We start from the raw sequence: 20,730 nt of genomic DNA on the forward strand, positions 1-20,730 counted from the left end.
CATGGCAAGCACTTACTCCGCCCGCAACGCCCGCTACCAAGGCGTCTTCCCCGTTGTGCCCACCACGTTTGATGCACGCGGCAACCTCGACTTGGCCAGCCAAAAACGCTGCGTCGATTTCATGATCGATGCAGGTTCCAACGGCCTGTGCATATTGGCCAACTTCTCGGAGCAATTCGTGCTCTCGGACATCGAGCGCGAGATCCTCACCAAGACCATCTTGGAGCACGTAGCGGGTCGGGTGCCGGTGATCGTTACTACCACCCACTTCAGCACCGAAGTCACCATCGCCCGCAGCGTGGTGGCCCAGCACTTGGGTGCTGCCATGGTCATGGTCATGCCGCCCTACCACGGTGCCACCATCCGCGTGGGTGAGGCGCAAATTTACGACTACTTTGCCCGCCTGTCGGACGCCTTGGACATCCCCATCATGATCCAAGACGCCCCTGTCAGTGGCACGGCCCTGTCGGCAGCCTTCTTGGCCCGCATGGCGCAAGAGATCGAAAACGTCAGCTACTTCAAGATCGAAACCGCAGGCGCTGCCTCCAAGCTGCGCGAGCTGATCCGCTTGGGTGGCGATGCCATCGAAGGCCCGTGGGATGGTGAAGAGGCCATCACCCTCATGCCCGACTTGGATGCTGGCGCCACCGGTGCCATGACAGGCGGCGCTTATCCCGACGGCATTCGCAAAATTGTGGACGCCTATGCCGCAGGCCGCCGCGATGAAGCGGCAGATCTGTACCAACAGTGGCTGCCGCTCATCAACTACGAAAACCGCCAAGGCTGGTTGCTTGCGGCCAAATCCCTCATGCAAGAGGGCGGCATCATCGCCTGCGAAGCCCCGCGCCATCCGCTGCCTAGCATGCACCCCGATACCCGCAAGGGCCTCATAGAGACAGCCCGTAAACTGGATCCTTTGGTATTGCGCTGGGGCCGCTAACCCGCGCATGGGCTTGCAGGTAGCCATCCGCCCACTCATCCTGCACTGGAGAGTTTTATGTCTGACCCCACGGTGATGCAACTGCTGGGTCGTCGCCTGCGCCTTGCGGTGGTGGGGGGCGGGCCCGGTTCCTTTATTGGTGCCATGCACCGCCAGGCCGCCCGGCTGGACGACCACTACCAGCTGGTGGCTGCCGCCCTGTCCTCTCGGCCTGACGCCGCGCTGCAAGCCGGGCAAAGCATTGGCCTGCCGCCTGAGCGTTGCTATGCCGATGGCGCAGCCCTCATCACCGCTGAAGCCCAGCGCGCCGATGGTGCCGAGGTGCTGGCCATCATGACACCCAACGACAGCCACGCCAGCTTGGCCTTGCTGGCTTTGCAGCACGGCATGGACGTCATTTGCGACAAACCCCTCTCCAACACTCTGGCCGAAGCGCAAGCCGTTCACGAAGCCGTGCAGCGCCATGGCCGCATCCTGTGCCTCACGCACAACTACAGCGGCTTTCCGCTCGTGCGCCAAGCCAAGGCCATGGTCATGCAGGGCGACTTGGGCGACATTCGCTTGGTGCAAGTGGAGTACGTGCAAGGGGGCCGTGCTGTGGCAGGCCCCAGCCGCCGCCCCTGGAAAGACGATCCCGTGCGCAGTGGCCCCTCGCTGGTGCTGGGGGACATCGGCACCCACGCCCACCAACTGCTGCGCTTTATCACCGGGTTGGAAGTGAGCGCCGTGGCCGCCGACGTGGGCACCATCGTTCCTAGTCGGCCTACGCATGATTTTGCGGGTGCTTTGCTGCAGCTCTCCAATGGCGCACGCGGTTGCTTGTGGGTTACCCAAGCGGCGGCGGGTATGGAAAACGGCTTGCGCATCCGCATCAGTGGTGCACTGGGCACACTGGAGTGGGCGCTGGAGCAACCCACGGTATTGCACTTCAAGCCACTGGGTGCGCCAGCCCAAATCCGCACCCCCAACGGACCGGGCACTTTGCCCTTGGCGGCACGCTCTAGCCGCATCGTGGCCGGGCACCCAGAAGGGTTTCATGAAGCATTTGCTAACCTGTATACCGATGTAGGCCTTACCATAGCGGCTGTGCGCAGTGGTCGGACAACTGACACGCTGTGGCAATATTTCCCCAACTCGTGGGACGGACTGCAGGGCTTGCGCTTTATCGAAGCTGTCTTGGCCTCCAGCCGCGACATGGGGCGGTGGACCCACCTACCAACCTGAGGACGCAACATGCAACACAACCATTTGATCAACGGCCAATGGGTGGCCGGTACAGGCTACAACCCCAATATCAACCCCTCCAACTTGTCTGACATCGTAGGGGAGTACGCCCTGGCCGACGCCGCTTTGCTGAACCAAGCGGTGGAAGCGGCACGCCAAGCTTTCCCCGCATGGTCCACCAGCAACATCCAAGCCCGTGCTGACGCACTGGACAAAATCGGCAGCGAAATCTTGGCCCGCCGCGAAGAGCTGGGCACCCTGCTGTCCCGCGAAGAAGGCAAAACCAAGCCCGAGGGTATTGGTGAAGTCGTTCGCGCTGGCAACATCTTCAAGTTCTTCGCTGGCGAGTGCCTGCGCTTGTCCGGCGACAGCGTGCCTTCCGTGCGCCCCAACATTGGCGTGGAAGTCACCCGCGAGCCGCTGGGTGTGATCGGCCTGATCACCCCTTGGAACTTTCCGATCGCCATTCCTGCTTGGAAAATCGCTCCTGCCTTGGCCTACGGCAACTGCGTGGTGATCAAGCCCGCTGACATCGTTCCTGGTTGCTCTTGGGCCATTGCAGACATCATCAACCGCAGCGGTATCCCTGCTGGCGTGTTCAACTTGGTGATGGGTTCTGGCCGCGTCATCGGCGAAGCCCTGACCAACCACCCCGACGTGGCAGCGATCAGCTTCACCGGCTCTGTGGGTGTGGGCCGCCGTTTGGCCGAAACCTGCGCCAAGAACATGAAGAAAGTGCAATTGGAAATGGGCGGCAAGAACCCCCAGATCATTCTGGACGACGCCGACCTCAAGACCGCTGTGGAACTGAGTGTGCAAAGCGCCTTCTTCTCCACTGGCCAGCGTTGCACAGCTTCTAGCCGCCTGATCGTGACCGAAGGCATCTACCCTGCCTTCATCCAAGCCATGAAAGAGCGCATGGCCACCCTGCGCATCGACGACGCGCTGGCCGCTGGCGTGGACATCGGCCCAGTCGCCTCCCAAGCCCAGTTCGAGCAAGACTTGTCCTACGTCGAAATCGGCAAGTCCGAAGGCGCTACTTTGCTGGCTGGCGGCGAGCGTTTGACCCGCGCTACCGAAGGCTTCTACATGTCGCCAGCTCTGTTTGTGGACTCCACACCCGAGATGCGCATCAACCGCGAAGAAATCTTCGGCCCCGTCGCCAGCGTCATCCGCGCCAAGAACTACGAAGAAGCGCTGGCCTTGGCCAACGACACCCCCTTCGGTCTGTCCGCCGGTATCGCCACCACCAGCCTGAAGTACGCCAGCCACTTCAAGCGCCACTCCCAAGCCGGTATGGTCATGGTCAACCTGCCAACCGCTGGTGTGGACTACCACGTGCCGTTTGGTGGCCGCAAAGGCTCCAGTTACGGCTCGCGTGAGCAAGGCAAGTACGCTGCCGAGTTCTTCACCACCGTCAAGACGGCCTACACCTTCGCAGGCTAAGGTTCAGCCAAGACCCGCGCAACGCCGCCAGCCCACAGGCTGGTTGCCTTGTGTGCCAGCAACCGCCCCGCTGCCAGCCAGTCGGGCGGTTTTTTCATGGGGGTGTGCCGCCAAAAGACTTGGGGTTATTCGTGCTATTGCCATACTGCTTGGTTACGCTACGCACACTAGCAACCGCGATTTAGGAGAAATACCCATGGCAATGGATGTGGTCGATTACGAAATTTTTGGCTCTGAAATGCAGTATGTGGAGGTCGAGCTCGACCCCGGCGAAGCCGCCGTGGGCGAAGCCGGCGCCATGATGTACATGCAAGAAGGCATCGCCATGGACACCGTGTTTGGCGACGGTTCGCAGCAAGGCGGCTTTTTTGGCAAGCTGCTGGGCGCTGGCAAGCGCTTGCTCACTGGCGAAGGGCTGTTCACCACCATCTTCCAAAACCAAGGCCAGGGCAAGCAGCGCGTGGCCTTTGCCGCGCCCTACCCCGGCAAGATCGTGCCCATGGACTTGTCCGCGCTGGGCGGCACCATCTTGTGCCAAAAAGACTCGTTCTTGTGCGCCGCCAAAGGCGTGTCGCTGGGCATTGCCTTCCAGCAAAAGCTGGGTGTGGGCCTGTTCGGTGGCGAAGGCTTCATCATGCAAAAGCTCGAAGGCGATGGCATGGCCTTTGTGCACGCAGGCGGCACCTTGATGGAGCGCACCCTAGCCCCCGGCGAAGTGCTGCGCATCGACACCGGCTGCGTGGTCGCCTTCCAGCCCACCGTGGACTTTGACATCCAGTACGTGGGCAAGATCAAGTCCGCCCTGTTCAGTGGCGAAGGCCTGTTTTTCGCCACCCTGCGCGGCCCCGGCAAGGTGTGGCTGCAAAGCCTGCCCCTGTCGCGCTTGGCCAACCGCATCGTCATGGCTTCCCCTGCGGCGGGTGGCCGCTCGGTCGACCAAGGTTCGCTGCTCGGCGGTGCCGCGCTGGGCAGCATCTTCGGTGGCGACGACGACTAAGCCATGGACAGCCACCCGTCTGACGCCACTGCGCCGCGCATCACCGGGCGCTTGTTTGCGCCCGGGCTGGACGGTGTGGGCGTGCCCGCCACTGCCTACTGGTGGGGTGGGCAGTTGCATGTGCAAGCCAATGGGAAAGCCAGTGGGCAAACCGATGCACAAGGCCAAACCTGGGTGGTGCAAGAGCCTGCCCGCGTGAGCGCTGGCGGCTTCAACGCGGCAGAACTGAGCATCGCTTGGCAGGACGGTGGCGGTGACCCAAGCACCCCAGCGCGCCTGCAGTTCTTTGTGGACGCCGGTGCCTCGCGCAGCGCCTTGGCCGCTGGCATGCCTGCGCACTGGGCGGGCGATCACGCCACCGCCCAGCGCCAAGCGCGTGGCGTGCAGCGGCGCTTTCGCATGGCGTGGTGGGTCATGGGCTTGGCCTCATTGCTGCCACTGGTACTGGTGCTGGCCTTGTTACTCAACGCGGGCAATCTGCTGAACTGGGCCATCAAGCACATACCGCCCGAGCACGAAGCCAAGCTGGGCGACATCGTGCTGGCGCAAACCAAGGCTCAAATGCGCGTCATCGACAGCGGCGCTGCTGTGGACGCTGTTAAATCCATCGGTGCCAAGCTCACCACAGGCTCGGCCTACACCTACCGCTGGCTGGTGGTCGATGAGCCCTCTATCAACGCCTTTGCCGCCCCCGGTGGCGTGGTGGTGGTGCACAGCGGCTTGCTCAAAGCCGCCGCCACCGCCGAAGAAGCCGCAGGCGTGCTGGCCCACGAAGTAGCCCATGCCGAGCTGCGCCACGGCCTGCAGGGCATGGTCAAAGGGCTGGGCCTTAAAGCCATCGCCAGCGTGGTGCTGGGCGACTGGAGCGGCTTGGCGGGCGACGCCGCCACCCAGCTACTGCACATGCAATTCAGCCGCCAAGCCGAAGAGGAGGCCGACGCCGAAGGCCTGCGCCGCCTTGTGGCCGCGCGCATAGACCCGCAGGGCATGGCCCGCTTCATGGACACGCTGGCCAAGCAGCAAGGCGTGGCCTTGCCCGCCCTGCTCTCCACCCACCCCGACAGCGCCGAACGTGCCCAGCGCCTGCGCACCCTGGCCGCCCAACACCCCGGCCCGTGGGAGCCACTGGCGGTGGATTGGAAAGCGGTGCAGGACAGCGTGCGTTAAGGCGGCGTACCCAGTCGCACCGCCTTGGCCAACAAAGCTACTTTCTCCGCCATCTGCTCCGCAGGCACTTGGGCGTAGCCCAGTACAAAGCCGCGCCAGGGTTGCATGCGCTGGCCTATGGTGTGTTCGCTCAGGGCGTGGGCTACCAGGCCGTGTTGGCGCAGCCAGTGGCTCATGGCCACGTCGTTGGCCTGTGGGTCGCGCAGGCGCAGGGCCAGATGCATGCCGGCTGAGCCGCCGTAGACATCCGCCACCGCTGCCTGCCCATCCGCGCCGCCTAGCTGGCGCTCTAGCTCGGCCACCAGTGCGTCGCGCCGCTGGCGGTACAGGCGGCGCATGCGCCGCAGGTGCAGGCTGAACTGGCCGCTGTGCATGAAATCGGCCAGCGCCCACTGCTCCGCCACCCGCCCCCGTGGGGCGCTGCGCGAGAGCAACTGGCGCAGCGGTGCCACCAGACCAGCAGGCACCACCATGAAGCCGATGCGCAAGGCCGGAAACAGCGTTTTGCTGAAGGTGCCGAGGTAAATCACCGGGGCGTCGGGTGCCAAGCCCTGCATGCACGACAGGGGTGGCCCGTCGTGGCGAAATTCGCTGTCGTAGTCATCCTCGATGAGCAGGCTACCGGCCGCCCGCGCTTGCGCGATGAGGGCCAAGCGGCGCTCCAGACTCAGCACCGTGCCGGTAGGGAACTGGTGCGAGGGCGTCACGTACACCAAGCGCGGGCGGTGGCGCTGCCAGTCGGCGGCGCTGGGGGCGATGCCCTGCGCGTCCACCACCATGCCCAAGGGCTTGAGCTGCGCGCCCTTGAACGCGGCCAGCGCCCCTAGGTAGCCGGGGCTTTCTATCCACATCTTGTCGCCCGCATCGGCAAAGGCGTGCGCCACGATGTCCAGGCTGTGCTGCGTGCCGTCGGTGATGAACACCTGGCTGCTGTCCAGCAGCGCACCGCGTGCCACGCGCAAATGGTTGGCAATGGCCTCGCGCAGCGGCGCTTCGCCTTGCGGGTCGGCGTAGTTGAGCTGGGCTTTGCGCATGGTGCGCCACGCCCGCTCCAGCAGGCGACGCCACAGCGTGAGCGGAAAGTCTTGCAGGGCTGGCACGCCGGGGGTGAACGCGGTGGCGGCGTCCACACTGCCTTGCTCGTAGATGGGCACAGACAGTGCACGCCGTGACAGGTGGGCGCGCAGATGGGGGTTGGGTTCGGGGGTGCTGAGGGCATTGCGGGAGGCTGTGGCGCGCCGCGTGGTCTGGGTGGGCGCGCCCAGTGCTGGGGCCACCACGGTGCCGCGTTGGTCTGGCCGCACGAAGCCTTCGGTGGCCAGTTGGTTGTAGGCGTACAGCACGGTGTTGCGTGACACCCCCAGCTCCTGCGCCAGCGTGCGGCTGGCCGGTAGCCGCGCCCCACTGCCCAGCGTGCCTTGGCGGATGGCGTGGCGCAAGCACTCGTGCAGTTGTCGCTGGCGGGGCCAGCGGGTGTGGGCAGCGTTGGCCGTGAATTGCGAAAACAGCAGTTGGTAGTCCATGCGGTACTGTGGTTGGGTGGTTCTAAAAAATAGGCAATAAGTGGATCTTAATTTGGGGCCACGTAAGCCCTACAGTGCGCGGCATGAGCACCACCACCACTTCCTCCTCCTCCCCCGCCCTGCCTCCATCGGATCGCACACGCATCCGCCGCGTGGCAGAAAACGCCTGCTATGACCGCGACACGCTCTACGCCATCGTGGACGCCGCCTATGTGTGCCACGTGGCCTTTGCCGATGACAAAGGCACACACTGCATCCCCACCGCCTGCTGGCGCGAGGGCGATCACCTGTACATCCACGGCTCCAATGGTGGCCGCCTCATCAAGCTGCTGGGCAAGGGCGTGCAAGCGTGCGTGACCATCACCCACATAGACGGCTTGGTGCTGGCCCGCTCGGCCTTTAACCACAGCATGAACTACCGCTCGGCCATGGTCTATGGCCGCTTTGAAGCGGTGGCAGAAGAGGGCAAGGCCCCAGCGCTGGACGCCTTCATGCACCACATCGCTCCGGGGCGCGAACACCACGCCCGCCCCGGCAACGCCAAAGAGCTGGCGGCTACCACCGTCATGCGCATCAGCCTGAACGAAGCCGCCTGCAAGGTGCGCAGCGGCGGCCCGAATGACGATGAAGAGGACATGCACCTGAGCGTGTGGGCGGGTGTGCTGCCGCTGGTGCAGCAACACGGTGCGCCTGTGCCGGATGTGCACAATCCACAGCCAGCCCCCGACTACGTGCAGCAGTGGAGCACTGCGCACAGTGCCCCTTAGCAACGAAAGGACGACCATGGCCGACTCCAAACCCCACACCCACACCGCCGAAGTGATTTGGGAACGCGGCGAGCAGCCGTTCAGTGACAGGCGCTACAGCCGCAAACACACCCTGCGTTTTGACGGTGGGGTGGAGGTGGCAGGCTCCTCATCGCCGCATGTGGTGCCAGTGCCCATGTCTGACCCGCAGGCGGTAGACCCGGAGGAGGGCTTTATCGCCGCCATCGCCAGCTGCCACATGCTGTGGTTTTTGGACATTGCGGCGCGGCAGGGCTATGTGGTGGACAGCTACCACGACAGCGCGCTGGGCGTGATGGGGGCCAATGCCGACAAAAAGCTCTGGGTCGCGTCCGTCACGCTGCAGCCGCAGGTGCGCTTTGCAGGCCCCAAGCAGCCCACCGCCAGCGAGCTAGAAGCCCTGCACCACACCGCGCATGCGGAGTGCTTTATTGCCAACTCGGTGAAGACCGATATACAGGTGCAGCCACGTTAGAGCCTCTTAACCCCCGGCAGCACGCACAGCATTTCGTAGAGCAAATTGGCCGCCAGTTGGGCGGTGTTGCCACTCAGGTCATAGGGGGGTGATACCTCCACCAAGTCACCACCCACCAACTGCAGGCCTGCGCAGCCGCGCACTATTTCCAAGGCTTGGATGCTGGTGAGCCCGCCCACTTCGGGCGTGCCGGTGCCCGGTGCCCAAGCGGGGTCTATGCCGTCGATGTCAAAGCTCAGATACACCGGGCCTGCCCCTATGTGCTGGCGCACTTCGTCCATCAGTGGAGCCAAAGATTGGTGCCAGCACTGCTCGGCCGTGTAGAGCCTGAAGCCCTGGTCCACGCCCCACTGGAAGTCGCCGCTGCTGTAGCCCTGCGCGCGTTGGCCTATCTGCACCACGCGGTGGCAGTCGATCAGCCCTTCCTCCACCGCCCGGCGAAAGGTGGTGCCATGGGCAATTTTTTCGCCAAACATGGCGTCGTTGGTGTCGGTGTGGGCGTCCACATGCACCAAGCCCACCGGGCCGTGTTTGCGGGCGATGGCGCGCAAAATGGGCAGGGTGATGGTGTGGTCACCCCCCAGCGTGAGCGGCACGATGGGGTGCTGCAGCAGTGCGTCGTAATGCGCCTCGATGATGCGCACCGACTCCAGCAGGTTGTAGGTGTTGAGCGGCACGTCGCCCAAGTCGGCCACTTGCAGCGACTCAAAGGGCGCAGCGCCTGTGGCCATGTTGTAGGGGCGAATCATGACCGACTCGTTGCGGATACTGCGCGGCCCAAAACGGGTGCCCGCCCGCAACGAGGTGCCAATGTCCAGCGGCACGCCAATAAAGCCCACATCCACCCCTTGCGGGCTGTCCGCAGAGGGCAGGCGCATCATGGTGCCGCGCCCGGCAAAGCGCGGCATCTCGTTGCCGCCTTGGGGTTGGTTAAAGGCAAAAGAAGGTGTGTTGGCGTTCATCCCAACTATTCTGGTCAGTCCCTTTGGAGTAACAAATGGGCAAAATGAAAAAATCACTTCAGAAAAATCTGAACCATGAACACCACCCCCGACATCAAGCTGCTGCGCATCTTTGCCACCGTGGCGCGCCACCAAGGCTTTGCCAAAGCGCAGCAAGAGCTCAACCTCACCTTGCCCGCCATCAGCACCTACATGGGCCAGCTAGAAGAGCAGCTGGGCTTCAAACTGTGCGAGCGCGGGCGCGGTGGCTTTGCCCTCACGCCCAAGGGCGAACTGATACTGGCCGAGGCGCTGCACCTGCTGGGCGCGGTGGACGGGTTTGGCGCGTATGCCGCATCGGTCAACGGAGATTTGTCTGGCTCACTCAAGCTGGGTGTGCTCGATGCCACCGTGACCGACCACAGCCTGCCGCTGCGCGATGCCATTGGCGAGTTTTGCCAGCGCTACCCGGCTGTGCACCTGAGCCTGTTGGTGCGCAACCCGTTTGAACTGCAAGAAGGCGTGCTGCACAGCGAGCTGGACATGGCCGTGGGCTTTTTCCCCAGCCGCACGCCGGGGCTGGTGTTCCAACCGCTGCACCGCGAGCAGCAGTGGCTGTACTGCAGCGACCGCCACCCGCTGTTCAACGCCCGGCACATCACCGAGCCGCTGGTGCGCAGCCTCAGCGTGGTGCGCCGCAGCTACTGGAGTCAAAGCGAGCTGAGCAAACACGGCTTTGCCCGCAGCGCCGCCACCGTGGACAGCATGGAGGCGCAGCTCATCCTCATTTTGTCGGGCGGCTACGTGGGCTATTTGCCAGAGCACTACGCCCAGCCCTGGGTGGACAAAGGCCAGTTGCGCGTGCTGCTGCCCGCCGCGTTTGGCTACCAGTCGCCCTTTGCGCTGGCCACGCGCCGGGGCCGCAACCGCGAGCTGCCCATCCAAGCCATGCGCAGCCTGCTGCTGGGCCAGCTAGGGGTGAAAAAAGGCTGAACGCCCTTGCCCTTGGCTTACTTGGCCCGGCGGGCGCGCACTGCGGCGGCCAGTTGCTCCAGCACGGGCACGGTTTGCGGCATGCTGATGCAGGCGTCGGTCACGCTCACGCCGTACTGCAGGGCTTGGCCGGGCACGATGTCTTGGCGGCCTTCGCACAGGTGGCTCTCAATCATCATGCCGGTGATGCGCTTGTCACCCGCCGCGATCTGGCTCGCCACGTCTTGCGCCACGGTGATTTGGCGTGCGTGCTGCTTGCTGCTGTTGGCATGGCTCACGTCGATCATCACCTGCTCGCGCAGGCCCGCAGCCTTGAGCAGCGCGCAGGCAGCGTCCACGTGGGCCGCGCTGTAATTGGGCTCTTTGCCACCGCGCAGGATGACGTGGCAGTCTTGGTTGCCACGGGTTTCAAAAATAGCGGCTTGGCCCATCTTGGTCATGCCCATGAAAGCGTGCTTGCCTTGTGCGGCCAAGATGGCGTCGGTCGCTACTTTGATGCCGCCATCGGTTCCGTTCTTGAAACCCACCGGGCACGACAGGCCACTGGCCAACTGGCGGTGGCTTTGGCTCTCGGTGGTGCGTGCGCCAATGGCGCCCCAACTCACCAGCTCGCTGATGAACTGCGGGCTGAGCAAATCCAAAAACTCGGTCGCTGCGGGCAGGCCCACGTCCAGAATGTCCAGCAGCAAGCGGCGCGCCATTTCCACGCCCTCGTTGATGGCAAAGCTGCCGTCCATGTGCGGGTCGTTGATATAGCCCTTCCAGCCCACGGTGGTGCGGGGCTTCTCGAAGTACACGCGCATCACCACCAGCAGGTCTTGCGCCAGTGCATCGGCCTGCACTTTCAGTTGGCGCGCATAGTCCAGCGCCAAGTCGTGGTCGTGGATGGAGCAGGGCCCCACGATCACCAGCAAGCGGTCGTCTTGCCCGTTCAACACCTTGGAAATGGCCTTGCGGCTGCTCTCCACCAGCGCCTGCGCAGCCTCACCCACGGGCAGCTTTTCTTCCAGCAGCGCAGGGGTGATGAGCGGGCGCACGCTGCCAATGCGCAGATCGTCGATGCGGGTGGTGTCGTGGGTGGTCAGGTGGGCGGTGGCTGTAGTTGTCATGCTATGGATTTGATAGCTGCTTGAGCAGGTTGGGTAAGCGCTAGAGGGCGGATGTTAGGGGGTATTTTAGGTGCACTATGCACGGTCTCTTTCCGATGTGCTTAACGACCTGGTAAGCTTCGTATCTATTCAAGCAATTAGTAGTTTTTCTGGCAGTGGTGCGCGCGTCTTGTCAGAGCCAATATTCATGAGTTACAAGGTAATTGATCTTTTCGCCGGCCCGGGCGGACTAGGCGAAGGGTTCGCATCGCTCAACAATGGGCAGGCCTTTAACGCTGTGGTCTCAGCAGAGATGGAGGCGAGTGCACACAAAACACTGATCTTGCGCAGTTATTTCCGGCATGCAAAAAAAGCCCAAGACAGTAAGCCGCTGGATGCTTACTACGATTACTGTCATTCAGCATCTGCCCGTCATCCCAAGGATGCAATCCCCAAGCTGTGGGAAAAAGCCAGCAAAGAAGCTCGCCAAATAATTTTAGGTAGTGAAGCTGGTAACCAAGAGCTCGATCAAATCATCGCCAATGCCAAGCTCAACGCAGACGAAACCATAGTCATTGGTGGCCCCCCATGCCAAGCCTACTCATTGGTTGGTAGAGCTAGAAATTTGGGCAAAGCAGATTACGTTGCAGAAAATGACCATCGGCATTTTTTGTACAGAGAGTATTTGCGCATATTGCAAAAGGTGTCCCCAGCCATCTTCGTCATGGAGAACGTGAAAGGAATTCTTTCATCCAAAGTCAACGAACGGTTGGTCTTTCACGACATATTGCGCGACCTCTCTAACCCCAGTAAGGCGACTAACTTAGGGGATGGCCCTGAATACGTTATCCACTCTTTGGTGACCGATACACAGTTTTCTCACGGAATGGATCCTGAGGACATTGATCCCAGAGACTTCATCATTCATGCCGAGAGGTTTGGTATCCCACAAGCACGTCATAGAGTGATCTTGTTGGGCATACGCAAGGATGCTGTTCCTCCAAATGGTTTTCGCAAGTTGACCCTTGCCGCGAACACCATTGATGTTAGGCAAGCGTTTCAAGGACTTCCCCATCTGCGCAGCAAATTGAGCAAAAGCGATGATCCGAAAGCTTGGGCTGATACGGTCAGCGCGTTGGCAAAGCAATTGGCTAAAGAAGCGCATAAGACAAAGTGGGGTGAAATTGAAACGAAGTTGCTTAATGTGCCCGCTGGTATTCGTGATGACCTAAGCACTGGTGCTGTGCGAATTCCGCACCCAGTAGGTGAAGAGCTAGCGCACGGAGGAAATAGACGTCTATTCCATGCATGGGTGAGGGACGAAAGACTTGCAGTATGGCTAAACCATGAGACCCGTTCGCATATGACGAGTGACCTTGGGCGCTATCTTTTTGCATCGTCATATGCAGATCTTTTTGATAAGTCACCTAAAGGCCATGAAGACTTTGCGTTGCCCAGTTTGGCCCCAGCCCATGCAAATTGGCAGACAGGTAAGTTTGCTGATCGATTTAAGGTACAGGTATACGAACGCCCGAGTACGACCATCACCAGTCACATTGCAAAAGACGGACACTATTTCATCCACCCAGATCCATTGCAGTGCCGGAGCTTTACTGTGCGTGAGGCCGCAAGATTGCAGACATTCCCAGACAACTATTTCTTTGAAGGTAATCGCACCCAACAATTTCACCAAGTGGGGAACGCGGTTCCATCACTGTTGGCAAATCAAATAGCGAGGATTTGCTGGAATTTGTTGGAGAGGATGTGAGTTATCTTGCCTTAAGATTTTTGGGAAACTTATGAGTCGTCCAAGTGCAGTCTTTAATTTTGTATTTCGTTTGGGTCAGGAAACTAATAAAGGAAAATGAGCCACAAAGGGAAGATTAATGCATGGAGACTCAATGCAAAGAAATATTGCTAACCAGTGCTGACCAAGCCAATCAGGCAATCGAAGAGATTCCCCCGAGGGCATCGGCAATGATCGAGGCGATGCGCGACATCGGCTACTCGCTGGAGTCGGCGGTCGCGGACATCATCGACAACAGCATCACTGCCCGCGCGAGTGCCGTCGATGTGCGTTTCGGTTGGCATGACGCGGGAGCGTGGATCGGCATCATCGACGATGGGGAAGGCATGTCGCCCTCAGTTCTCAAGGAGGCGATGCGGCCTGGCACGCGAAATCCGCTCGAGTCGCGAAGCAAGGATGACCTCGGGCGCTTCGGTCTCGGCTTGAAGACTGCATCGTTCTCCCAGTGCCGCCGGCTGACCGTACTGACCCGCCACGACGGCATCGAATCAGCGGCGAGGTGGGACCTTGATTACGTCGCGGAGACCGACAAGTGGACGCTCCAGCGCCCGGCCGCCGCTGAACTGGCGCTGATGCCGTGCTTCAACGAACTGGGTCCGCAAGGCACTCTGGTGATGTGGGAGAACATCGACCGGCTTGAGTTCGATGGTCGCGACGAGCGGGGCCACCAGCAGCTCAACGAACAGATGGCCGAGGTCAGGGAGCACGTTGCCCGCATCTTCCACCGCTTCATTGGCGGAGAGCGCGGGTATGCCAAGCTGGCGATGCGCCTGAACATGGCCGACATCCCGGCGTTCGATCCCTTCAACGAAAGGAGTGCAGCGACGCAGGTACTCCAGGAAGAGCGCGTAGTTACCAAAGCCGGCGACGTGCGGTTGCAAGCCTATGTGCTGCCGCATCATTCCAAAGTGACCCAAGCCGAGTACCAGCGCTTGGCTGGCACCGAGGGCTACCTCCGGAATCAGGGGTTCTATGTCTACCGAAACCGCAGGCTCATCGTCTGGGGGACGTGGTTCCGCTTGGCGCCGCAGGAGGAGTTGACCAAGCTCGCGCGGGTCAAGGTCGACATCCCGAACACCCAAGATGCGAGTTGGGCCATCGACGTCAGGAAGTCGCGTGCGCGGCCTCCAGCCGCCGTCCGTGCGCGCATGAAACAGATCGTCGAGCGCATCCGTTCCTCGGCCAAGCGGCCGTATACGCACCGGGGCACGCCTGTGTCGGCCGGACCGACTGCCGCCGTTTGGCAGAGGCGCGCGTTCAATGACGCCGTCAGATATGAGGTCAACCCCGAGCACCCCCTCGTCGCCGACCTTCGTGCGGATCTGGACAGCGATAGCCGGACCCGGCTCGACGCTGTGCTGCGCATGGTGGGGGAAGCCTTTCCCGCGGCGATCTTCTTCAGCGACTACGCGACAAATCCGCGCGCACTAGAGCCCGCTACCTGCGACGTGGGCGCATTGGTGACCCTTGCGCGTCTCATCGCCGCGGCAAACCCAGGCATTGACCAGAAGGGGTTGACGGAGCTCCTGCGCGACATCGAGCCGTTCGCCGCTTGGCCCAAGGAACTCGACAAGGTGGCGCGCGACGCGCTGTAGAGCAGAACATGAAGGGAGACAACGATGACCTTGAATGACCTCGAGAACAACGCCATAGGCGTCCTGGCCACCATGCCGGAGCGCACGCCCGAGTCCGTCCGGATGGTGCTGACGACGCTGCTGATGCTCAGCACGGACCTCAAGGCGCAGACATCCGCAGACCAACTAGAACTCTGCGCGCAGCGCATCGAGACCAAGTTGTTCGTACGTGTCAACGATGCGTCCTCCATCAAGTTCGACGGCGAATTCAAGCCCTGGCTACCGCAGCGCCGGGCGGAGGTCGAAGGTCATTTCTACTACCCGCGCTACCGCCGGTGGCTGAGCCAGAAGGGATTCGTCTCGACAGTTCTGGGTGTCCTGGACAAGGACACCGACAAGATCGTAGGGTTGCTGGGTGACCCTCTTTTGGCCAAGCCCTGGTCTCGACGGGGTCTGGTCGTCGGACACGTCCAGTCCGGCAAGACCGCGAACTATTCGGGCGTCATCAGCAAGGCCGCAGACTACGGCTACAAGTTCATCGTCATCCTCGCCGGCATGCAAGAAGACCTGCGCGCGCAGACACAGGAGCGCATCGAAGAGGGCTTCATCGGCAGCAACTCCGACAAGGAGGCGAAGGACCCCATCATTGGTGTCGGTCGGCTCGGGCTAGACCGGAGGCCGTCGACGCTGACCAGCCGCGCGGACGACTTCAAGGTCATGCACGCTAGGCTGACCATGCCGATCCAGTCGTTGAAGGAGCCGCTCATCCTCGTAATGAAGAAGAACGCCAAGGTGCTCGGCAACTTGGTCGAATGGCTGAAGACGAAGAACAAGGACCCTTCGGGCCGCATCTCTGGCACCCCGATGCTGCTTATCGACGACGAAGCTGACAACGCATCGGTCAACACCTCGGCAAACGCCGACAGCCCCACCAGCATCAACGGGCGCATCCGCGAGCTCTTGTCGCTGTTCGACAAAAACGTCTATCTGGGATACACGGCCACCCCGTTCGCCAACATCTTCATCGACCCGGAATCGACGGACGCGATGGCGCGGGAGGACCTGTTCCCTCGCGACTTCATCGTGTCGCTGGACGCTCCAACGAACTATGTCAGCGCAGCGCGTCTGTTCGGCGCCGACGGGGACCTCGGCGACTCTCTCATTGCGGTCGAGGATCACGAAGCCAATCTGCCTGAGAAGCACAAGATCAGCTGGAAGGTTCCCGCGCTTCCTCCTTCGCTAAAGGAGGCAGTCGCCACCTTCCTGCTGGCCAGAGCTATCCGCTGCTGCCGTGGAAACGGCACCAACCACTCGTCGATGCTCATCAACGTCTCGCGTTTCAATGACGTTCAGACGCAAGTCACGGGCTTGGTGAAGAGCGAATTGGTCAGGTATCTCGAGGCATGCCAGGGGCATGCGGCCCTACCCGAGGCACAGGCACTGCGTGACCCGGCGCTCGCTGAACTGCGACGTGTATGGGACGACCAGTTCGCGGGAAGCGTGACGGAGACTTGGTTCGACGTTCAGCAGCGACTTCGCGAGGCGGTTGGGCCGGTAGAGGTGCGGAAGATCAACGGGAAGTCACCCGACACGCTGGACTACAAGCGCAACGAGGAGACTGGGCTTCACGTCATCGCTGTTGGAGGTTTTGTGCTGTCGCGAGGGTTCACGTTGGAGGGACTCTCCGTGAGCTACTTCCTCCGCAGCTCGATGATGTACGACACGCTGCTGCAAATGGGGCGGTGGTTCGGATACCGGGACGGATACGCGGATGTCTGCCGCGTCTACATGACCGACGACGCCATTGGCTGGTACTCGCACATCTCCGAGGCCATCGACGAATTGCGCGACGAATTCAAGCGCATGGAACGCGCCAACCGAACGCCGTTGCAGTTCGGTCTGCGGGTGCGATCCGACCCTGAGTCGCTCATCATCACTGCGCGCAACAAGATGCGGACGGGCAAGCCCGTCCCGCACAGCATCTCGCTCGGCGGCACGCTGATCGAAACCACTTCCCTTCGGAAGGACGCTCTCGACCAGAACCGCAAGCTGGCGGAGGAGTTCGTTGCCTCGCTGGACCGGCAGCACGGAGCCAAGCTCGTGGACGCGGGATGGCTGTGGTCTGGCGTGAGCGCCGCAGAAGTGCGCGATTTTGTTGGCCGATTCCGCAACTACGACGACCTCTGCATCAAGACTCAGGCTGGGCCCGTGAACGCCTACATCCAGGCGCGGGAACTCGACGAGATGCCCGAGTGGGATGTTTGCCTCTTCAGCCCCGCCAAGGCCGACGCCGGCCCCTTCACGCTCGGGGATAGAACCGTGCAGTTGCAGGAGCGAAGCTCAAGTTGGGACACGGCCGATGACGGCATCGGGTACTTCCGTATTAATGGCAAGTCTTCCCGCGTCGCTTCGCGTGGGCAGGAGCGGGTAGGGCTCACCGACGAAGAGGTGCAGACGGCCCGTGGCGACTTCTTTGAAATCCCTGGTAACGAAGGCAAGAGCATCTCAGACAAGGCCTATCGGCTGGCGCGGACGCGGCCTCTGCTGATGCTTCATCTGCTCCTCTTGCGAGAGAGCAGTCCACCGCAGGACCAGCAGGCCCGGGAAGAGCGGGGCGCGCTTGCCTGGGGCATTAGCTTCAAGGCAACTGGCCGTCCCGAGCAGCAGGTCGAATACGTGGTCAACACGACCTGGTGGAAGAGCAACTTCCAGGAGGACCTGGAGGAGGCGGCCGAAGAGTCGGAGCAGGCCGATGCGTGAAAGCCCTTGGAAAAGCCTGCCTCCCGGTACGCCAGGGACCCTATCGGTCCTTCGGGTTCCAGGCTTGACGAGGATTGAGGCATTCTGGGGACGGAAACCCGACGGCCGGCTGGCGCTTCTTATAGCTCTTCAACGGGTCGAGGATGTCCCGGCGGAACTGCCGACAGTAAGGGGTGTCGAGCTTCTGGTTGTTGCCGAGGATCGTCGACTTCAGCTTGTGCTTGAGCCCGCCGGCGACTGGGAGATGTTCCATGCCCTGTGCTTGGATCTGCTGTCTGCGGCAGACGGCGGCAGCGATGAAGTCACGGGGTTGCAGCTTCTCGTGTCGAGGCTGTTGCGATGGCAGAAGTTTCTGAGCAAGGGAACCGGCAAGCTGCTTGACGAGCGGGAGGTTCGAGGCCTCATCGGCGAACTGCTGTTCCTTCGGGACTACTTGGTGTCGATGATCGGCACGGCGGCAGTCGAGTGCTGGCAGGGGCCGTTGGGTCTTCCGCAGGACTTCGTATTCGATGGGCGGCTGGTGGAGGTGAAGACGTTTGCCGCCGGCTCGGACCCTTCCGTGCGCATCACGTCGGCCGAGCAGCTGACGTCTGGCGATGTGCCCCTCTTCCTGCATCTTGTCTGCCTTGTCCGTCAGGATGACGGCCTGACGCTGCCCGACCTCGTGGATGATCTGCGGCGACTCCTCATTGCAAGCCACGCTGCGACGGAGTCTTTCGAGGACAGGCTGTTGACCATGAGCTATGTCGACCTGCCGCAATATCGCGCGATGTCGTACGCGGTGACTTCGGTTGCCGACTACATGGTGCGGGATGGATTCCCTCGGCTTGCGACCGAGCAGATTCCTGCGGGCGTCAAGGACGTCGCGTACTCAATCCGCCTCGCAGACATGCGGCCGTTTGCCGTCCCAGCGGGCGCCGTCACGGGCACGATGGGAGCTCAGACATGACGGACGAAGAGTTCCACGTCGAACTGATGCAAATGGTGGCAGCTCGCGGGGCGGCCACGGCGGACTTCTCGGTGGCAGCGTTCACGGAGCTTGTCGCCGAGGCCCTAGTCGATTCTGGTTCCATTCAGGAATTCGTGCCGCTACCGTTCAAGAGCCCCAACGGCAGCATCCGCATCGAGGGCTACGGATTCGCGGACGAAGGCCTGACCCTCGACCTACTCGTCGCCGAGTTCGATGGCGGAGAAGAGGTCCAGACGCTGACTAGGACGGCCATGGAGCCGTGCTTCCGCCGGGTCGAGAAGTTCTTGCTCCAGGCGCCAAGGCCTGCTTTCCGCGACACCATCGACGTCAGTCATCCGGCGTGGGGGTTTGCGCGCCAACTTGCGGACCAACTGCCGGGCGTGAGCCGAGTTCGCTTCCATCTGCTCACCGATGAGGTGCTATCCAGCGCTGTCAAGGAGATTCCTTCCGAGCAGGACGACGGTCGCGAGCTGACGTATCGCGTGTGGGACCTTCGGGCCATCCAACGGCTCATGGCCTCCGCCGAACCGGAGGAAATCGAAATCGACTTGGTGGAGATGTTCGGCGAGTCACTGCCTTGTCTCGCTGCCAATGCGGGAGGCGAGGGCAGTGACTCCTACCTGACGGTCATCCCTGGTGCCTGGCTCGCGGCGATCTACGACCGTTGGTCCGGGCGGCTTCTCGAACAAAACGTGCGGACCTTCCTGCAGGCGAAGGGCAAGGTCAACAAGGGCATCCGCAAGACCATCCTCGACGAGCCAGACCTGTTCTTCGCCTTCAACAATGGCATCTCGGCGACTGCGAGCGAGGCCGGGTTCGTCGAACAAGATGGCGCTCTTCGGCTGACAAAGCTGCGGCATCTGCAGATCGTCAATGGTGGCCAGACTACCGCCTCGATCTTCAACGTGATGAAGAAGGACAAAGGCGTCAACCTGGACCGCATCCGCGTCCAGATGAAGCTGTCGGTTATCAAGCCGGAGTTGGTCGATCAGATGGTGCCCCGCATTTCGCAGTACGCCAACAGCCAAAACAAGGTCAGCGACGCCGACTTCTTCTCCAACCACCCGTTCCACGTACGCATTGAGGGCATCTCCCGCAGGCTCTGGGCCCCGGCACCCGAAGGCGTGCTGACGCAGACGCACTGGTTCTACGAGCGAGCCAGAGGCCAGTATGCAAACGCCTGTGCGTGGCTGACTCCTGCGAAGAGACGGGAGTTTGACCTCCAGAATCCGCGTGGGCAGGTTATGACCAAGACTGATTTGGCTAGGGTGGTCATGACGTTCCGAGGTCAGCCGCACACAGTTTGTCATGGCTCGCAGAAGAACTTCATGCAATTTGCTGAATTCGTAGCTGACTCGTGGAAGGATGAAGGGATCGATTTTGGAGATGCATGGTTCCGCACCTCGGTGGCAGAAACCATCATTTTCCGCTCGTTAGAAAAGGCAGTACAGAAGGCCGATTGGTATTCGCAGGGTTACAGGGCGCAAATAGTTACCTATTCCATTGCACTGATGCAATATCACCTTGGAAGGATAGGTCAGGTGCTTGATTTTGAAAGAATTTGGCAGAGGCAGTCCCCATCTCCCGAACTTGTAAGAGCCCTTTTAGACATTGGTGAGAGAGTTAACCGACGTATCGTAGAGGCTGCTGCTGCCTACGGAATAGCCAATGTGACCGAATGGTGCAAGCGGGAACGGTGCTGGGAGGACTTGAAATCCAAGATAGACACGTCAGTGTGTGGAGAATTGGACATAGATTTGGTCTCAACGAATATCGCTTCTTCAGGGCTGCGGAATGCGCGCAAGGAGCAGAAGGTTACCAACGAGATTGAAGCTCAAGCCGATGTAGTACGAAGAGGAGCGGCATATTGGCAATTGCTACTGAAGTGGTCCGAAAGTGGTACGTTGATGACTCCTTCAGAGTTAGATGTGCTCCGCGTTGCATCACGCATGCCCAAGATGATTCCTACCGGGCATCAGTCCATAAGACTGCTGCAAGTTGTTACGAAGGCAATTGATGAAGGTTGGTCTGCCTGATCTG

At 61.4% G+C, this 20,730-nt stretch carries 16 protein-coding genes; 13 read left to right on the top strand and 3 right to left on the bottom strand.

What is annotated here, in order from left to right; genetic code table 11:
* Window position 1 precedes the first annotated feature (1 nt).
* The 5 genes from KIK84_RS08090 to KIK84_RS08110 all read left to right on the top strand — a co-directional run bounded on the left by KIK84_RS08090 (window position 2) and on the right by KIK84_RS08110 (window position 5,774).
* A complete protein-coding gene (locus KIK84_RS08090) occupies window positions 2-940 on the top strand; it encodes a dihydrodipicolinate synthase family protein (RefSeq protein ID WP_214122561.1) in 939 nt (312 codons plus the stop codon).
* Between the two features lie 57 nt (window positions 941-997).
* Window positions 998-2,164, top strand: coding sequence for a Gfo/Idh/MocA family protein (locus KIK84_RS08095; RefSeq protein WP_214122562.1), 1,167 nt, complete (start codon window positions 998-1,000; stop codon window positions 2,162-2,164).
* 9 nt (window positions 2,165-2,173) lie between these two features.
* A complete protein-coding gene (locus KIK84_RS08100) occupies window positions 2,174-3,610 on the top strand; it encodes an aldehyde dehydrogenase family protein (protein ID WP_214122563.1) in 1,437 nt (478 codons plus the stop codon).
* 196 nt (window positions 3,611-3,806) lie between these two features.
* Window positions 3,807-4,607 carry a TIGR00266 family protein gene (locus KIK84_RS08105; RefSeq protein ID WP_214122564.1) on the top strand — a complete coding sequence of 267 codons (801 nt, stop codon included), beginning with the start codon at window positions 3,807-3,809 and terminating at the stop codon, window positions 4,605-4,607.
* Between the two features lie 3 nt (window positions 4,608-4,610).
* Window positions 4,611-5,774, top strand: a complete 1,164-nt coding sequence (locus tag KIK84_RS08110) for a M48 family metallopeptidase (protein WP_214122565.1) — start codon at window positions 4,611-4,613, stop codon at window positions 5,772-5,774.
* Here the strand turns inward: KIK84_RS08110 and pdxR are convergent.
* The gene (pdxR, locus tag KIK84_RS08115; protein WP_214122566.1) at window positions 5,771-7,297 is read right to left on the bottom strand and encodes a MocR-like pyridoxine biosynthesis transcription factor PdxR; all 1,527 of its coding nucleotides are present in this window, start codon (window positions 7,295-7,297) and stop codon (window positions 5,771-5,773) included. The genes KIK84_RS08110 and pdxR overlap by 4 nt on opposite strands.
* Window positions 7,298-7,380: 83 nt before the next feature.
* On the opposite strand from pdxR, the gene KIK84_RS08120 reads away from it, so the two are divergent.
* Both KIK84_RS08120 and KIK84_RS08125 read left to right on the top strand, forming a co-directional pair.
* Entirely contained in the window at window positions 7,381-8,064 is a 684-nt protein-coding gene (locus KIK84_RS08120) for a pyridoxamine 5'-phosphate oxidase family protein (protein ID WP_214122567.1), read from the top strand.
* A gap of 16 nt (window positions 8,065-8,080) precedes the next feature.
* The gene (locus KIK84_RS08125; protein ID WP_214122568.1) at window positions 8,081-8,557 is read left to right on the top strand and encodes an OsmC family protein; all 477 of its coding nucleotides are present in this window, start codon (window positions 8,081-8,083) and stop codon (window positions 8,555-8,557) included.
* Here KIK84_RS08125 and speB read toward each other — a convergent pair.
* Window positions 8,554-9,519 (bottom strand): agmatinase, encoded by a 966-nt coding sequence (speB, locus tag KIK84_RS08130; RefSeq protein WP_214122569.1) that lies wholly within the window; start codon window positions 9,517-9,519, stop codon window positions 8,554-8,556. The genes KIK84_RS08125 and speB overlap by 4 nt on opposite strands.
* Window positions 9,520-9,594: 75 nt before the next feature.
* On the opposite strand from speB, the gene KIK84_RS08135 reads away from it, so the two are divergent.
* A complete protein-coding gene (locus KIK84_RS08135) occupies window positions 9,595-10,491 on the top strand; it encodes a LysR family transcriptional regulator (protein WP_214122570.1) in 897 nt (298 codons plus the stop codon).
* Between the two features lie 17 nt (window positions 10,492-10,508).
* Here the strand turns inward: KIK84_RS08135 and KIK84_RS08140 are convergent, their stop codons facing one another.
* A complete protein-coding gene (locus KIK84_RS08140; protein ID WP_214122571.1) occupies window positions 10,509-11,600 on the bottom strand; it encodes a 3-deoxy-7-phosphoheptulonate synthase in 1,092 nt (363 codons plus the stop codon).
* A 97-nt stretch (window positions 11,601-11,697) separates the two neighbouring features.
* On the opposite strand from KIK84_RS08140, the gene KIK84_RS08145 reads away from it, so the two are divergent.
* The 5 genes from KIK84_RS08145 (at window position 11,698) to KIK84_RS08165 (ending at window position 20,726) form a co-directional block, all read left to right on the top strand.
* Complete coding sequence (locus KIK84_RS08145) at window positions 11,698-13,347, top strand: DNA cytosine methyltransferase (RefSeq protein WP_349815915.1); 1,650 nt, start codon at window positions 11,698-11,700, stop codon at window positions 13,345-13,347.
* Window positions 13,348-13,556: 209 nt separating this feature from the next.
* Window positions 13,557-14,981 (top strand): ATP-binding protein, encoded by a 1,425-nt coding sequence (locus KIK84_RS08150; RefSeq protein ID WP_214122572.1) that lies wholly within the window; start codon window positions 13,557-13,559, stop codon window positions 14,979-14,981.
* A 24-nt stretch (window positions 14,982-15,005) separates the two neighbouring features.
* Window positions 15,006-17,720, top strand: coding sequence for a Z1 domain-containing protein (locus tag KIK84_RS08155; RefSeq protein ID WP_214122573.1), 2,715 nt, complete (start codon window positions 15,006-15,008; stop codon window positions 17,718-17,720).
* Complete coding sequence (locus KIK84_RS08160) at window positions 17,713-18,669, top strand: PD-(D/E)XK motif protein (protein ID WP_214122574.1); 957 nt, start codon at window positions 17,713-17,715, stop codon at window positions 18,667-18,669. Before KIK84_RS08155 ends, KIK84_RS08160 begins: the two co-directional genes overlap by 8 nt.
* On the top strand, window positions 18,666-20,726 hold the full coding sequence (locus KIK84_RS08165) for an AIPR family protein (RefSeq protein ID WP_214122575.1): 2,061 nt from the start codon (window positions 18,666-18,668) through the stop codon (window positions 20,724-20,726). Before KIK84_RS08160 ends, KIK84_RS08165 begins: the two co-directional genes overlap by 4 nt.
* Window positions 20,727-20,730 lie beyond the last annotated feature (4 nt).

This window comes from Curvibacter sp. CHRR-16, assembly GCF_018474005.1.
Lineage (GTDB): Bacteria > Pseudomonadota > Gammaproteobacteria > Burkholderiales > Burkholderiaceae_C > Allorhodoferax.

Coding starts and splice junctions, on each gene's coding strand:
- KIK84_RS08090 (WP_214122561.1), top strand. CDS start 2: ATGGCAAGCACTTACTCCGCCCGCAACGCCCGCTACCAAGGCGTCTTC.
- KIK84_RS08095 (WP_214122562.1), top strand. CDS start 998: ATGTCTGACCCCACGGTGATGCAACTGCTGGGTCGTCGCCTGCGCCTT.
- KIK84_RS08100 (WP_214122563.1), top strand. CDS start 2,174: ATGCAACACAACCATTTGATCAACGGCCAATGGGTGGCCGGTACAGGC.
- KIK84_RS08105 (WP_214122564.1), top strand. CDS start 3,807: ATGGCAATGGATGTGGTCGATTACGAAATTTTTGGCTCTGAAATGCAG.
- KIK84_RS08110 (WP_214122565.1), top strand. CDS start 4,611: ATGGACAGCCACCCGTCTGACGCCACTGCGCCGCGCATCACCGGGCGC.
- pdxR (WP_214122566.1), bottom strand. CDS start 7,297: ATGGACTACCAACTGCTGTTTTCGCAATTCACGGCCAACGCTGCCCAC.
- KIK84_RS08120 (WP_214122567.1), top strand. CDS start 7,381: ATGAGCACCACCACCACTTCCTCCTCCTCCCCCGCCCTGCCTCCATCG.
- KIK84_RS08125 (WP_214122568.1), top strand. CDS start 8,081: ATGGCCGACTCCAAACCCCACACCCACACCGCCGAAGTGATTTGGGAA.
- speB (WP_214122569.1), bottom strand. CDS start 9,519: ATGAACGCCAACACACCTTCTTTTGCCTTTAACCAACCCCAAGGCGGC.
- KIK84_RS08135 (WP_214122570.1), top strand. CDS start 9,595: ATGAACACCACCCCCGACATCAAGCTGCTGCGCATCTTTGCCACCGTG.
- KIK84_RS08140 (WP_214122571.1), bottom strand. CDS start 11,600: ATGACAACTACAGCCACCGCCCACCTGACCACCCACGACACCACCCGC.
- KIK84_RS08150 (WP_214122572.1), top strand. CDS start 13,557: ATGATCGAGGCGATGCGCGACATCGGCTACTCGCTGGAGTCGGCGGTC.
- KIK84_RS08155 (WP_214122573.1), top strand. CDS start 15,006: ATGACCTTGAATGACCTCGAGAACAACGCCATAGGCGTCCTGGCCACC.
- KIK84_RS08160 (WP_214122574.1), top strand. CDS start 17,713: ATGCGTGAAAGCCCTTGGAAAAGCCTGCCTCCCGGTACGCCAGGGACC.
- KIK84_RS08165 (WP_214122575.1), top strand. CDS start 18,666: ATGACGGACGAAGAGTTCCACGTCGAACTGATGCAAATGGTGGCAGCT.